This is a genomic window from Kribbella sp. CWNU-51 (genome assembly GCF_054073265.1).
This window is the reverse complement of the sequence record NZ_JBSXMZ010000044.1, coordinates 216618-230659: the sequence shown is the minus strand read 5'-3', so window position 1 is coordinate 230659 and position 14042 is coordinate 216618. Positions and strand designations below refer to the sequence as shown.

Genomic DNA, 14042 nt, shown 5'->3' with positions numbered 1-14042 from the left:
GGCGACGCCCTCAGAGAGCCGTGCGTTAGTTGGCTGCCGCCACCTGGTACGGCGTGAGGTCGCCGGCCAGGTCGGGATGGACCTTGGCGGTGAGACGGGTGCCGTCGGCGGTGTGTTCGAGCTGGCCGACCGAGCCCTCGGAGTGGATCCGGGAGACCAGATCGCCCCGGTCGTACGGAAGCAACAGGTCGACGGCCACGTCCGGCTGCGGCAGCGATGCCTCGACCAGGGCCTTCAGCTTGTCGATGCCGTCGCCGGTGCGGGCCGAGACGATGATCGCGCCCGGCTCGCGGTGCAGGATCGGGGCCAGCGCGATCGGGTCGGCCAGGTCGCCCTTGTTGATCACGATGATCTCCGGGACGTCCGTGGCGCCGATCTCGCCGAGCACCTCGCGGACCGCCTGGATCTGGGCCAACGGGTCGGGGTGCGAACCGTCGACCACGTGCAGCAGCAGATCCGCGTCCGCGACCTCTTCCAGCGTCGAGCGGAACGCCTCGACGATGTCGTGCGGCAGGTGCCGCACGAATCCGACGGTGTCGGTGAACGTGTACACGCGGCCGTCGGAGGTCGTCGTCCGCCGGGTGGTCGGATCCAGCGTCGCGAACAGCGCGTTCTCGACCAGGACACCGGCTCCGGTGATCTTGTTCAGCAGCGAGGACTTGCCGGCGTTGGTGTACCCCGCGATCGCGACCGACGGGATCGAGTGCCGGCGGCGCTCCTGGCGCATCGTCGACCGCGTGCCCTTCATGTCCTTCAGCTCACGGCGGAGCTTGGAGATCTTGGTGTTGATCCGGCGCCGGTCGGTCTCGATCTTGGTCTCACCGGGACCACGGCCACCGATACCGCCACCAGCCGCGCCGACGCGTCCACCGGCCTGGCGGGACAGGTTGCCACCCCAACCACGCAGGCGCTGCTTCATGTACTGCAGCTGGGCCAACTCGACCTGGGCCTTGCCTTCCTTGCTCTTCGCGTGCTGCGCGAAGATGTCCAGGATCAGCGCGGTCCGGTCGACCACCTTGACCTTGAGCTTGTCCTCCAGGTTGCGCAGTTGCGCGGGGGCCAACTCACCGTCGGCAATCACCGTGTCGGCGCCGAGCGACGCGACCAGGTTGCGCAGGTCGGCCACCTTGCCGGAACCGATGAAGGTCGCCGGGTCGGGCTTCTTCCGCCGCTGGATCACGCCGTCCAGTACCTCGGAACCGGCGGTCTCGGCGAGCAGCTTCAGCTCGGCAAGCGAGTTCTCCGCGTCCTCGGCGCTGCCCTCGGTCCAGACGCCGACCAGCAGCACCCGCTCGAGCAGCAGCTTGCGGTACTCGACCTCGCTGATGTCGGTCAGCTCGGTCGACATGCCGACGATACGGCGCAGGGCCTGGCGTTCCTCGAGCTCTAGGCCCTCAGTGCCCAGCTCGGAGTCGTGCGAGTCGTGACCCGTCAACGAATCGCCGGAGTCGTCGCCCTCGATGAGGTCAAGTTCGACGTCGGTGGTCTCGTCGTATGAATGCGAATGGGTCGTCATATACCTTCCATCGTGGCACGGGCCACCTAGTACAGGCGACCCGATTAACCACGTCAACGCCCCACGCGGTACCTGAATTCCCCGTCAGGCGGGTAACCAGGCCCGATCGAAGTCTCCGCGAGCGTGGATCACGGCCGGTCCGGTCAGCTCCAGATGGTTGTCCGCACGCCACGTCACGCTGACTTCACCGCCCGGTACGCCGACGCGATACGTGACCGGCAACTCGTCCCCGGCCGCCCGCGCAGCGGCCACAGTGACGGCACAGGTCCCGGTCCCGCAGGACCGCGTCTCCCCCGATCCGCGCTCGTGCACCCGCATCTCGACGTCGTGCGGACCCCGCCGTACGACGAACTCCAGGTTCACGCCGTCGGGAAACGCTTCCTGGGGGGACCAGGTGGGCTGGTCGCACAGGTTGCCGGGCTCGCGGAGGTCGTCGACGAAGGCGACCGCGTGCGGGTTGCCCATGTCCACGTTGACAGCCGGCCACTGGTGCCCGTTCGCCTCGACGACGACGCCCGCCGGAGCGGGCAGCGTGGGCTCGCCCATGTCCACGGTCAGCGTGCCGTCGTCGTTCAGCACGACCTCTTTGACGCCGGCCCGGGTGCCGACCCGGACCGGCTTGCCTCCGGTCAGCCCGGCTTCGGTCAGGTACCGGACGAAGACGCGGACGCCGTTGCCGCACATCTCGGCGATCGAGCCGTCGGCGTTGCGGTAGTCCATGAACCAGTCGCCGCCGTCCTCGACGTACGACTGCTTGCCGCCCTCGATCACCCGCAGGACGCCGTCCGCCCCGAGGCCGGCGTGCCGGTCGCAGAGGAAGCGCACCACCGACGCGTCCAGCTCGCCGTGGATCGTGCCGTCGGGGTCGGGCAGGATCACGAAGTCGTTCTCCGTGCCATGCCCCTTCAGCCACGCAAACGTACTCATGAGGAAGATCGTACGGTGTTGCCCATGGAGCTGATCGCCTACTTCTGGGAGCAGGAGGACGCCGAGACGGTCGCCGCCCGGCTGGACGGTGACGTACGGCGCGGCCGCTTCCACGGCGAGGGCGACGACGAGGACCACCCGTGGGTCGTCGTACTGCGCGATGTGGATCAGAACGAGCTCGACGACCTGCTGACCGAGTACGACGGATGGCTCGAGACGACCGCCGAGGACGCCGCCGTCACCCCTCCGCCGTTGCCGAGCGAACCCAAGCGTTTCAAGCAGACCTGAGCGGACGATCGATGCCACAATGTTGCCCGTGGCATCGATCACCTCGGCTCCGGAGGGTTGGCCGCCGATCCCGGGCGTAGTACTTCTCCGCGGCGGACACGTCCGCTGGGAGGGCGAACCCGGGGACAGCGCGTCAAGTGAGGACGCGCCCCGGCCGCTCACCCGTCGGTACGCTGTCGGCCAGCACCTGCCGGCCCCCGACAAGCAGGTGCTCGATGCCGACGGACAGTTGCCAGGGATCGTCGTACGTCGACCTGTCGGCGACCCGTGACGGGTCCAGTACGACGAGGTCGGCGACGGCACCGGGTTTGATCACACCGCGGTCGGTGAAGCCCAGCCGGGACGCGGGCAGCGAGGTCATCCGGCGGATCGCTTCGGGCAGGGTGAGTACGCCGAGGTCACGCGCGTACCGGCCGAGGACCCTGGGGAACGTGCCGAAGTTGCGCGGATGCGGGTGGCCGGGCCCGGTGGCGTCGAGGATCCACCCGTCGCTCGCGACGCTCGTGCACGGGTGCCGCAGCACGGTGACGACGTCGTCCTCGCTCATCGCGTGGTTCACCACACTGACCGCGGCCCGGTGGTGCTCGAGCACCCGCAGCGCGGCCTCGGCCGCGTCCACCTCGTCGCGCCGGGCGATCTCCGCGAGGCTGAGACCGCGACAGTCCTCGTACCGGCCGGGCGGCACGGACGCGATCACGACAGCGGCCGGATCGAACAGGTCACCCGTGCGGAGGGCCGCCGCGATCCGCTCGCGTTCGGTCCGATCGGCGAGCCTGGCCAGCAGACCTTGCGTACCGCCGTCCATCGCCCAGGTGGGCAGCCGGGCGGTGAGCGTCGTACTGGAGGCCGTGTAGGGATAGACGTCCCAGGTGACGTCCAGACCGTCTGCGCGGGCTCGGTCGAGGCGTTCGAGCGCCGCGGTGACCAGACCGTGGATTCGTTCGCCAACGGCCTTCAGGTGCGAGACCTCGAGTCTCGCGCCGCCTGCCCTTGCCGCGGCCATCGCCTCGTCCAGTGCCCTGAGCAGGCCCGCGCCTTCGTTGCGGATGTGGGTCGAGTAGAGCAGCCCGCAGTCGGCCGCGGTCGCCACCAGGGCCGCGACTTCGGACGACTCCGCGTAGGCACCCGGCGCGTAGATCAAGCCGGTCGAGAAGCCCACCGCGCCTTGCTCCGCGGCGATTCGCAGCAGGTCTTGCATCGTCCGCAGCTCGTCCGGTGACGGCGCCCGGTCCGCGTTGCCCATCGCCGCGATCCTCAGCGCCGAGTGGCCGACCTGGAGCGCGACGTTCACGGCCGCGGGCTCCAGGGATGCGGCGAACTCGCCGGTGTCCCGCCACGACCAGTCGTGCTTCGGGTCGAGGAACGCCGTACCGGTCCGCATCGACTCCAGGTCCGTGATCGGGAACGGCGACCAGCCGCAGTTCCCGGTGACCAGGGTGGTCACGCCCTGGTGCAGTTGGGCGGTCGCCCCGGGCGACGTACGGACACTGAAGTCCGCGTGCGAATGCAGGTCGATGAAACCCGGTGCCACGATGTTGCCCGCGGCATCGATCACCTCGGAGACGGCCGGCTGCGAGGTGGCCGGCAGGACGTCGGCGATGCGGTCGCCGTCGACCACCACCGTCGCCGCCACCGGCTCCGTGCCGGTGCCGTCCACGACGAGACCGCCGGTGATCGCGATCATGTCGTCACCAACAGGATCACGGCGTACATGACGCAGGCGGGCACCAGCATCATCCAGCCGGTGATGAGCATGCTCTTCAGGTCCGAGGATCGGGCCAGGCCCATCGCGCCGACCATGTTGGCGTTCGGGAACGGCCCGTACGTGTCCGCCTTCGACGCGAACAGCAGCACCACGACCCACGCACCCGGACCCACGCCGGCGCCGGCCGCCAGCGTCCCGAACACCTTGTCGAGCAGGACGACCTGAGCCGCCGTGGCGCCGGGTACGCCGACCCAGCCGAGCAAGGCGATCGCGATCGCCACCCCGAATCCGGACACCGTCGCGAGCTCGGGGCCGAGCTCGTCGAGGATGACCTTGAACGGCGCCAACTGGTCGATCAGCGCGAACAGCGCGGCCAGCAACCAGAACAGCAGCAGGATGCTGATCAGCTTGGCGCCACCGCGGTACATGTGCTCGGCGATGTCCCGGGCGCTCAGCCGGCCGGCCAGACCGGTGACGATCCCCAGCACCGGCAGCGCGAGCAACGGGAAGTTCGTACCGGCCTCGGTCACCGTCGCGTACACGACACTGCCGAGCAGTACGACGAGGAAGGTGGCCGTCGCGGCTCGCGGCGCCCGCGCGGTGGTCGCGCTGTCGCCGGAGACGAGTTCGGCGAGGTCGTAGTCGTCGCCGGTGCCCTCGGTCCGGCGCTGGATGTAGGCCACCACCAACGGGCCCAGCACCAGGGAGAGCACGGCCAGCGGGCCGGCGCCGTAGCCGAGGTAGGTCAGATAGTTGACGTCGGCCGCGGTCATGATCGCGACGTTCGAGCCCGCGAAGGGTGCGACCGTGAGGCCGGCACAGCCGCCGATGAAGATCATCGAGGCGGTCGCCGCGCGGGTGTAGCCCAGCCGCGCCGTGATCGGCAGCACGATCGGCGCCGCGATGGCCAGCGCACCGGCCAGCGTGCCGAGGCTGGCGACCAGGATCAGGCACGACACCATCACACCGACGACGACCGCGACCCGGCTGCGATCCCCGGCGATGCGCATCACACCCGACACGATCGTCGTCGCCACGCCGGTCACCCTGAGCACCTCGCCGACGCCCGCGCCCAGCACGATGATCAGGCCGATCGCCGTCACCGAGTCGGCCAGCGACTTGCCGAGCAACGTGCCGGTCTCGATCGGGCTCAGGCCGGCGATCAGAATGCCGGACAGCACCGCGATGACGGTGCCGACGACGATGTCCATGCCCAGCAGGCACAAGACGGCGTACAGCACGATCGGCAGCAGGCCCCACAGCGTCGGGCCGTCGGTGAGCAGCCCGGCGACGACCGACGCCAGCAACCCGATCGCGGCGAGCGCGTTCAGCCAGCGGCGACGGCCGGTCGGGAGCTCGGTCTGGTATGCGTTTGCCGGGGAGTCCGTGCGTAGGTCCTGACTCATCCAATGGTCCTGTTCTGTCAGAGAGCGAGCGTGGCCACGGTGTTCGCGGCGATCAGGTCGGTGTCGAGCGCGTGGCCCAGACCTGGCCCCGACGGCACCTGTACGACACCTCGTGTCGCGATCACCGCAGGGGTGATCACGTCCTGGGCGTAGTACTTGTCCGAGGCGGACACGTCCGACGGGAGGGAGAAACCGGGCAGGCTGGAGATCGCGACGTTGGCGGCGCGGCCGACGCCGAACTCGTGCATACCCCCGCACCAGACCGCGATCCCGGCCTGCTGCGCGCGGTCGTGCGCGGCGCGGGCTGCCGTCAGGCCACCCATCCGCGAGACCTTGATGTTGAGCACCTTCAACGCCCCGACGGACAAGGCGGTCTCGAGGTCGTCGAGGGTCTCGATGCTCTCGTCCAGGCAGATCGGGGTCGCCACCTGTCGCTGCAGGCGGGCGTGGTCCAGCAGGTTCCGCGGCGCGAACGGCTGCTCGATCATCGTCAGGCCGAAGTCGTCCAGGGTCCGCAGGTAGTCCAGGTCGTCCCCGGAATAGATGCCGTTGGCATCGACATGGAGGTCGAGCTCCGGATAGGCGGCCCGCACCGCTCGCACCGGCTCGAGGTCCCAGCCGGGCGCGATCTTCAGCTTCACCCGCGGATAGCCGGCCGCGACCTGCCGTTCGACCTCGGCCAGCAGGCCGTCGATCGTCGGCTCGATCCCGAGCGAGACCCCGGCGACCACCTCGGTCCGGGTCCCGCCGAGCGCCTCGGCCAACGGCACTCCCCGCACGGCCGACCACAACACCCAGGCGGCGACATCCACACCTGCCTTGGCGAACTGGTTGCCGCGAACCTTCGACCACAGTCGCGAGACCTGCTCCGGGTGTTGCCACTGCTGACCGAGCACGGCCGGCAAGAGGTAGTGCCCGGCGATCTGCCAGCACGTCTCGACCGTCTCAGGGACGAAGTACGGATCCGACGGTGAGGCGATCTCGCCCCAGCCGACAGCTCCGGACGCGTCCTCCAGCTCGACCAGGATGTGATCGAGAAACGTCTTGCGGTGCGAACTGGTGCGGAACGCGTGCACCAGCGGCATCCGCACCCGGTGCAGCCGGGCAGCGGTGATCTTCAGGTCAGTTGACATACAGTCCCAGCTCCGTGTTCAAGCGGTCGCGCTCTCCCAGCCGCCGGCGCGCGCCCTTCGCGCTCGCCGTGGTCAGGGTCGCCAGCACGTGCAGCACGGACGCCACCACCGTCGGCGAATCGACGTACGACGCACTCCCGGTGGCGACGTAGATGCTCTGGTTCGCGATCTTCGCCAGCGGCGCGTCCTCGGAGTCCGTGACGGCGACGAGTTCACCACCGGCCTCGACGAAGGCGCGGGCGATCTCCACGGTGTCGCGACGGTAGCGGCGCAGCGAGAACGCGACCATCAGGTCGTTGGACCGTACGTCGGACAGCACGTCGACGCCGCGGACGACCGTGCCGTCGATCAGCGTGACCTGGGACAGGCCGGCACTGAGGTCGAAGGCGAGCAGCGAGGCGTAGGAGAACGACTTCGCCGAGCCGATGATGAAGCGGCGCCGGGCGGCCACGATCCGGGCTGCCGCCTGGGCGATCGAGTCGTCGGCCAGGATCTGGTCGAGTGCCCGCTCGATCGAGGCGCGCTCCTGCTCGACCACGCGGCGCTGCAACTGCGTCGACGATCGCCTTTGCAGGCGGGCGTCGTACCGCTCGTGGGGGCTGGACAGTTCGCGGTTGCGTGCATCCTCAGGCATCGTCGACCGGCCCGAAGCAGTAGGCGGCGTCCCCGTCCGTCAGCCGAGTGCAGGACTTGGCCACGAGCCCCTTCCCGAGCAACCCCTGGAAGCCCGCCCGGACGTCGTGCCGGACCTGGTCGGTCACCTTGGCCGGGACCACCAACCGAGCCGTCTCCCGGGCCGGCTCAGCACTCGGCTCCCGGGTCAGATCCCACTCGACGACCACGCGGTCGGTGCCGGGACCGTACATGTCCGGGGCGTACCACCGACCGCGGGCGCCGAGGACGTCGAGGTTGAAGTGCGCGTTGCGGATCTCGAACGGATCGTAGGTCCAGCGCATCCGGGTCATGCCGTGGCCGAGGGCAACTTCCCGCTGCGTGTGCTTGAGCAGCCGCCCGAGCCCCTGGCCTTGCTGATCGGCGGCGACCACGGCCGATTGCGAGTAGTGGTAGAAACCGCGCCGGTCCGTGCCACAGAAGCCGTAGGCGAAGGCGACGAGCCGATCGGACTCGTCCAGCACGCCGACCACGGACCCGCCGTTGCTCGTCAGAGCGCCGAGCAGTCGCGGGTTCAGGGCGTAGTCCGGGTCCTGGTAACCGAACACCTCGCGGTAGAGCGTCGCAGCCTCGGCATACCGCGCCGGGGTGGTCAGCGAGACGGCCCTGAAGCCGTCGCCCGCCTCACGGATACGATTCATATCTTGAGTACATCCCGTCGATCTGAGGGAAGTCAATCGGCGACCGGATGATGATACGTTGACTATCCATGATGATCGATCGGCTCCGGGAGTACGTCGGCCACGAGACGCCAACGGGTGACTCCAAGGCCCTGAACGCCTTCGCCGACCGCCTCGTCGACAGGTACGGCGAGCTCGGCGGGACCACCCGCCGCGTGCCGATGCCTACCGGCGATCATGTGGTCGCCGACTTCCCCGGCCGCGGTCCGCGCGCCGGGGAGCCGCCCCTGCTCTTCCTCGGGCACCACGACACCGTCTGGCCGGTCGGGCAACTGCGGGACGCGATGCCCTGGCATGAACAGGGCGGCGTCGTCCGCGGGCCCGGCGTCTTCGACATGAAGGGCGGACTCGTCGTCCTGGAAACCGCGCTCGAACGGATCGCCGACCTCGATCACCGTCCGGTGCGCGTTGTCGTCGTCGCGGACGAGGAGGTCGGCTCCCCATCGGCTCGCGATCTCGTCACCGCCGAGTCGACCGGGGTGTACGCCGCCTTCGGCCTCGAGCCACCGCATCCGAACGGCGACCTCAAGACGTCGCGCTGGGGCAGCACCCGGGTCCGGATCGAGGTCACCGGCCGCGAGGCGCACGCCGCCCTCGACCCCGGCAGTGGTGTCTCCGCGATCGACGAGCTGGTCGACCAGCTGATCCTCGTCCGCGCGGTGGTCAGCAGGTACGACGAGGTGTTGTGCAACGTCGGCACGATCACCGGAGGCGGCCGGACGAACGTCGTACCCGGATTTGCCGCGGCCGATATCGGCTTCCGGTTCGTCGATCCGGAGACCGAGCAGGCGGTACTCGACGCGGTCACCGGCCTCCAGCCCGTGCGTGCGGACGCCCAGCTGCAGGTACGCGTCATGTCCAACCGCCCGGCCTGGCAGCCGTCGCCGGCGACCGATGAGTTGCTAGGGAAGGTGATCACAGCCGGGCGGTCTGTCGGCCAGGAAGTCGACGGAGCGGCGGCTTCAGGGGCCGCCGACACCAATCTGACCGGCTGGCTCGGGATTCCGACGCTGGACGGCCTGGGGCCGCTAGGTCAAGGGGCCCACGCCGTCCACGAACAGGTGATCGCGGCGAGCCTGGCCGAACGAGCCGACCTGGTCGCCGCGATCATCACCTCGCTCTAGCGCCAGAAGACCCCTTGCGTCCGAAGATCCGTGGTCTATTGCCCTCACATCTTCGGACGCAACGGGTCGGTCAGGGCCGGACCGTGCCGGCGGATCCGCCGCCGCGCCGGGTCGGCTCCGCGGCCGCCAGGATCGCACCGCCGGGCAGGAACTCCAGCGCCGCGACCGCTCCGATCTCGGCCGCCGAGCTCCCGGGAGCACCCGCCGGCGTGAAGGTGTGGCCGTACGGCGCGAGCGCCGAACCGTAGGTGTCGATGAAGGACTGTTCGGCGGTGACCGACGCAGTGTTGCGCTGGGACGCGCGCGGTGCGGCGATCGCCTCCGGCAGGGTCATGTCACGGTCGAGCCGGTTCGTCAGCGTCTGCAAGACCGTCGTGATGATGGTCGAGCCGCCAGGCGATCCGATCGCGATGTACGGCTTGCCGCCGCGCAGCACGATCGTCGGCGACATCGAGGACCGCGGCCGCTTGCCGGCCGCCACGATGTTCGGGTCCTTGGGGTCAGGGACCGCGGAGAAGTCGGTCAGCTCGTTGTTCAGCAGGAACCCGCGTCCGGGAACCGTGATGCCGCTGCCACCCGTCTGCTCGATCGTCAGCGTGTAGGAGACGACGTTGCCCCACTTGTCCGCGGTGACCAGGTGCGTGGTCGAACGACCTTCGGTGTCCGGCCGCTGCTCGGCGGCCGTGCCCTGCGCGCACGGCGAGTACTTGCCGTCCGGCGACCCCGCCGGCACCGGCTTGACCGCGGCCTTCTGCGGGTCGATCAAGCACGACCGCTCGGCGCCGAAGCCCCGTGACAGCAGCTCCTTCTGCGGTACGTCGACGTACGCCGGATCACCGATGTACGCACCGCGATCCGCGAAGGCCAGCGCGGAGGCCTCGAGGTAGGTGTGCAACGCCTGCGTGGTGCTCTGCTGCCTCAGGTGCTGCGGCTGCAGGATGTTGAGCGCCTCACCGACAGTGATGCCGCCGGATGACGACGGCGGCATGCCGTACACGTCCAGGCCGTCGTACCGAACGCTGGTCGGCTGGCGGTCGATCGCCTTGTACTTCGCCAGGTCGCCCGTGGCGAGGTATCCGCTGAAGAAGGGCAGCGTGGCGTCGGCGGTCTTCGGTGGGTTCTCGGCCACGGCCGCCATCTCGCCGGCCAGCGGACCGCGGTAGAACACCGACGGGCCCTGCTTGCCGATCAGGCGGTAGGTGTCGGCGAGCTCCGGGTTCTTGAACACCGACCCGACCTGCGGCGCGTCGCCGTTGGGCAGGAACAGCTTGGCCGTCGGCACGACCTGCGCGAACCGGTCCTTGTTCTCGAGCGTCTGGAGCCGGAACGTCGGGTCGACCACGAAGCCGCGATCGGCCAGGTCGGCGGCCGGCGTCAGCGCCTTGCCGAGCGGCAGCGAACCCCACTGCCGCAGCGCGCTGTCCCAGGTCGCCAGCGTGCCCGGTACGCCGATCGACACACCAGAGGTCACCAGCTGCGCGAAGGGGTACGGCTGACCCGTCGCCTTGTTCATGAACGCGTCCGACGGCATGTCCGCGGGTGCGGTCTCGCGGCCGTCGATCGTGAACACCTTGTGTTTCTTGGCGTTGTAGTAGACGAAGTACCCGCCACCGCCGACGCCGGCGGAGTACGGCTCGGTCACACCGAGGGCCGCGGCTGTGGCCACCGCGGCGTCGACCGCGTTGCCGCCACGCCGCAGTACGTCGAGGCCGATCTTGGTCGCGTCCGGGTCGACCGACGACACCGCGCCGCCGAACCCGACCGCGGTCGGATGTCTGACCGGGCTCTGGGCCGGCGGGCTCGCGACGGCTCCGCTCGCACTCAGACCGGACAGGAGAAGGGCACCTGCAGACAGAGATGCGACCAGTTTCTTCACGAGTTTCTCCCGCGGGGCGTCGGCGACAAGGTCAAGCCCTTGCCTATCCCACGGCGAGGTTGTGCGCCACTTGTGGCGCGCCTACTTGATGGCGCAGGAGTCCATGAACTGGCGCAGGACGTCGTCGGGCCACTCGACGGTGCCGTTCGGGAGCTGGACCAGCAGCCACTTGTCGGCGAGCTTCACCTGGCCGGTCAGCCGGCCGTCGAGAGTGCCGATGTGGAAGGTCTTGCCGACCCCGTCGGTGACCCGGACCGACACCAGACTGCGCGCCTGTGGAGCCGCCTGCAGCACGATCTTGGCGGCGGTGTCCGCGGTCCGCATCTCCGGCTGCGAGAGTACGACGCGGCCGGCGGCGATCGGGGTCTCGGCGGTCCAGCCCTTCGGCGCGAGCAAGCAGTCGATCGTGCGCCAGGGCTTGTTGTTCGCCACCAGTTCGGCCACGGACGCGCCGAACATGGACATCGTCTCGCCGCTCTTGGCCGGAGCGGGTCGGGCCGTCGAGGGAATCGTACTCGCGGCGGCGGTCTCCGGCTCGCCCGATCCGCCCGCGACCTCGGTGCTGCCGCCGGTCCCCCACCATTTCACTTGGTTGCCGATCGCAAGGACAACGGCCGACACGGCGGCCACGCACAGTACTCCGGTGACCCGGCGCCGGCGCTTGATCCGGCGCAGCGCGCGCCGGCCGCGGGCGACGTCCGCCTCGATGTCCGCGTCCGGCAACCCATCGGCCGCAGTATCCGCGAACCCCTCCAACAGCCTCTTGACCTCGTCCACCGTGTTCTCAACTACTCCCCGTCGTACGATCCGTTTCCTCGGACATCAGTTCCTTCAGACGCTTCAACGCCTTCGCCGTCTGGCTCTTCACGGTCCCCTCGGTGCACTCCAGGATCCGCGCGCAGGTCGCCACGTCGAGATCCTGGAAGTACCGCAGGACCAGCACCGCCCGCTGCCGCGGCGCGAGATCCAGCAACGCCCCGCGCACGGCCAGGGTGTCCACCGGGTCCGCCTCGCCGGACAGCCGCGGCTCGAGCGTCTCCGCCGTCACCACCTCGGGGTGGCGGCCGGCGCGGCGGCGCTCGTCCAGGAAGGCGTTGACCAGGATGCGGTGCGCATACGGGCCGGCGCCTTCGTGCTTGATCCGGTGCCAGTGCACGTAGACCCGCGTGCAGGCGGTCTGCACCAGATCTTCGGCGGTGTGCACATCTCCCGCGGTCAGCAGGAGAGCCGTCCTCATCAGTCGGGTGCGGTCCGCGAGCAGGTACTCGCGAAACTCGGCCTCACGGTCACCCCCTCGCATCGACGGCCCCTGAGTGATGGCTCGGGGCTTCTTCCACCCCGACTACGCCGCTGCTCGCCTTCCGGTTGCCTTCGGCTATCACTTCGAGTGCCTTCTCCAGCAGGTCGGGGTCGTCGTACGGCAGCCAACTGATTCGTTGGTCCTTACGGAACCACGAGTCCTGCCGGCGCGCGAACCGGCGCGTGGCCTGCGCGGTCCGCTCCCGCGCCTCCACCTCGTCGATCTCACCGTTCAGCAACGCGATCACCTGCGAGTAGCCGAGCGCCCGGTTGGCCGTCTTCCCCTCAATCAAACCCTTGTTCAGCAGACCTCGCACCTCGTCGGCGAATCCGGCGTCGAACATCCGGTCCACCCGCCGCCCGATCCGCTCGTCCAGCTCCGGCCGCGGTACGTCGAGACCGAGCTGGACCGCACCCGGATACACGTACCGATGCTCGGGCAGGGTCGCGACGTACGGGCCGCCGGTGATCTCGACGACCTCGAGCGCCCGGACGATCCGCCGGCCGTTGCTGGGCAGGATCTGCTCGGCCGCCTTCGGGTCGATCTCCGTCAGCTTCTCGTGCAGTGCCCCGGAGCCCTTGTCTGCCAGCTCGGCTTCCAGGCGGGCGCGAACGGCGGGGTCGGTGCCGGGGAAGACGAAGTCGTCGAGGATCGCGCGGATGTACAGCGCAGATCCGCCGGCGAGCACCGGGACCTTGCCGCGGTCGATGCAGTCGTCGATCGCTTGCCGCGCGAGCTGCTGGAACTCGGCGACGGTCGCGGTCTCGGTGACATCGAGGATGTCCAGCAGGTGATGCGGTACGCCGTCGCGCTCCGCCGTACTGATCTTCGCCGTACCGATGTCCATGCCGCGATAGACCTGCATTGCGTCCGCGTTCACCACCTCGCCGCCGAGGCGCTTGCACAAGGCAACGGACAGGTCGGACTTGCCGGCGGCGGTGGGACCGACGACCGCGACGACGAGTGGATCGGGCATCGCTCCAGTCTGACAGGGTCGTTATGAAGACTCCGCCAAGAGGGCCAGACTGGCCTTGTGGTTGACCCGGAAAGTTCGGTAGGAACACTGCAGATCGCATTACGTCTACGGGAGGAAACCAGTGTCGAATCCGTTCGAGGAAGAGTCCGACGCGGCCAAGGAGAAGTTGGGGCTGGGCGACGAGGCCGATGAGTTCGCCGCGAAGAGTGGCGGCGACGTCGAATTCAAGCGCAGCGGCGGCGACGTCGAGTCCAGGAGTGGCGGCGACGTCGAGTTCAGTGGTGGAGACGTCGAGTCCACTGGCGACGAGGGTGAAGACAGCGGTGGTGACGTAGAGTCGGAGCCGTCTGGCGACGGCGTCTGAGTCTCGGTCTTGACTCCGGGCCCGTCCGCATGGCACTCGCGGAGATCCCACAGTTCAAGCGTTGCAGGTGCGAAG

At 69.2% G+C, this 14042-nt stretch carries 14 protein-coding genes; 3 read left to right on the top strand and 11 right to left on the bottom strand.

Annotation, left to right across the window (positions count from 1 at the left end; all coding sequences use genetic code 11):
* Positions 1-25 precede the first annotated feature (25 nt).
* Both hflX and dapF read right to left on the bottom strand, forming a co-directional pair.
* Positions 26-1516: a GTPase HflX gene (hflX, locus tag ACXC9Q_RS35420; protein ID WP_457061004.1), complete on the bottom strand. Its 1491-nt coding sequence runs from the start codon at positions 1514-1516 to the stop codon at positions 26-28.
* A gap of 84 nt (positions 1517-1600) precedes the next feature.
* Positions 1601-2443, bottom strand: coding sequence for a diaminopimelate epimerase (gene dapF / locus ACXC9Q_RS35415; RefSeq protein ID WP_457061003.1), 843 nt, complete (start codon positions 2441-2443; stop codon positions 1601-1603).
* Between the two features lie 24 nt (positions 2444-2467).
* Between dapF and ACXC9Q_RS35410 the strand changes: the two genes are divergently transcribed.
* Positions 2468-2731, top strand: a complete 264-nt coding sequence (locus ACXC9Q_RS35410) for a hypothetical protein (RefSeq protein ID WP_457061002.1) — start codon at positions 2468-2470, stop codon at positions 2729-2731.
* A gap of 133 nt (positions 2732-2864) precedes the next feature.
* Here the strand turns inward: ACXC9Q_RS35410 and ACXC9Q_RS35405 are convergent, their stop codons facing one another.
* From ACXC9Q_RS35405 to ACXC9Q_RS35385, 5 genes are read right to left on the bottom strand one after another with little or no spacing between them, the layout of a single operon-like run.
* Positions 2865-4415, bottom strand: a complete 1551-nt coding sequence (locus ACXC9Q_RS35405; RefSeq protein ID WP_457061001.1) for an N-acyl-D-amino-acid deacylase family protein — start codon at positions 4413-4415, stop codon at positions 2865-2867.
* Positions 4412-5842 (bottom strand): Na+/H+ antiporter NhaC family protein, encoded by a 1431-nt coding sequence (locus ACXC9Q_RS35400; RefSeq protein WP_457061000.1) that lies wholly within the window; start codon positions 5840-5842, stop codon positions 4412-4414. Before ACXC9Q_RS35400 ends, ACXC9Q_RS35405 begins: the two co-directional genes overlap by 4 nt.
* 17 nt (positions 5843-5859) lie before the next feature.
* Complete coding sequence (gene menC / locus ACXC9Q_RS35395; RefSeq protein WP_457060999.1) at positions 5860-6975, bottom strand: o-succinylbenzoate synthase; 1116 nt, start codon at positions 6973-6975, stop codon at positions 5860-5862.
* The gene (locus tag ACXC9Q_RS35390; RefSeq protein ID WP_457060998.1) at positions 6965-7609 is read right to left on the bottom strand and encodes a MurR/RpiR family transcriptional regulator; all 645 of its coding nucleotides are present in this window, start codon (positions 7607-7609) and stop codon (positions 6965-6967) included. The genes menC and ACXC9Q_RS35390 overlap by 11 nt, the downstream gene beginning before the upstream one ends.
* Positions 7602-8288 (bottom strand): GNAT family N-acetyltransferase, encoded by a 687-nt coding sequence (locus tag ACXC9Q_RS35385; RefSeq protein ID WP_457060997.1) that lies wholly within the window; start codon positions 8286-8288, stop codon positions 7602-7604. Before ACXC9Q_RS35385 ends, ACXC9Q_RS35390 begins: the two co-directional genes overlap by 8 nt.
* A 68-nt stretch (positions 8289-8356) precedes the next feature.
* On the opposite strand from ACXC9Q_RS35385, the gene ACXC9Q_RS35380 reads away from it, so the two are divergent.
* A complete protein-coding gene (locus ACXC9Q_RS35380) occupies positions 8357-9451 on the top strand; it encodes a M20/M25/M40 family metallo-hydrolase (RefSeq protein ID WP_457060996.1) in 1095 nt (364 codons plus the stop codon).
* Positions 9452-9521: 70 nt separating this feature from the next.
* Here the strand turns inward: ACXC9Q_RS35380 and ggt are convergent, their stop codons facing one another.
* The 4 genes from ggt to miaA form a co-directional block, all read right to left on the bottom strand.
* Positions 9522-11327: a gamma-glutamyltransferase gene (gene ggt, locus ACXC9Q_RS35375; RefSeq protein ID WP_457060995.1), complete on the bottom strand. Its 1806-nt coding sequence runs from the start codon at positions 11325-11327 to the stop codon at positions 9522-9524.
* An 81-nt stretch (positions 11328-11408) separates the two neighbouring features.
* Positions 11409-12104 (bottom strand): hypothetical protein, encoded by a 696-nt coding sequence (locus ACXC9Q_RS35370; RefSeq protein WP_457060994.1) that lies wholly within the window; start codon positions 12102-12104, stop codon positions 11409-11411.
* Positions 12105-12111: 7 nt separating this feature from the next.
* On the bottom strand, positions 12112-12627 hold the full coding sequence (locus ACXC9Q_RS35365; RefSeq protein ID WP_457060993.1) for a SigE family RNA polymerase sigma factor: 516 nt from the start codon (positions 12625-12627) through the stop codon (positions 12112-12114).
* The gene (miaA, locus tag ACXC9Q_RS35360) at positions 12614-13603 is read right to left on the bottom strand and encodes a tRNA (adenosine(37)-N6)-dimethylallyltransferase MiaA (protein ID WP_457060992.1); all 990 of its coding nucleotides are present in this window, start codon (positions 13601-13603) and stop codon (positions 12614-12616) included. The genes ACXC9Q_RS35365 and miaA overlap by 14 nt, the downstream gene beginning before the upstream one ends.
* Positions 13604-13724: 121 nt before the next feature.
* On the opposite strand from miaA, the gene ACXC9Q_RS35355 reads away from it, so the two are divergent.
* Positions 13725-13967, top strand: a complete 243-nt coding sequence (locus ACXC9Q_RS35355; protein ID WP_328519508.1) for a hypothetical protein — start codon at positions 13725-13727, stop codon at positions 13965-13967.
* Positions 13968-14042 lie beyond the last annotated feature (75 nt).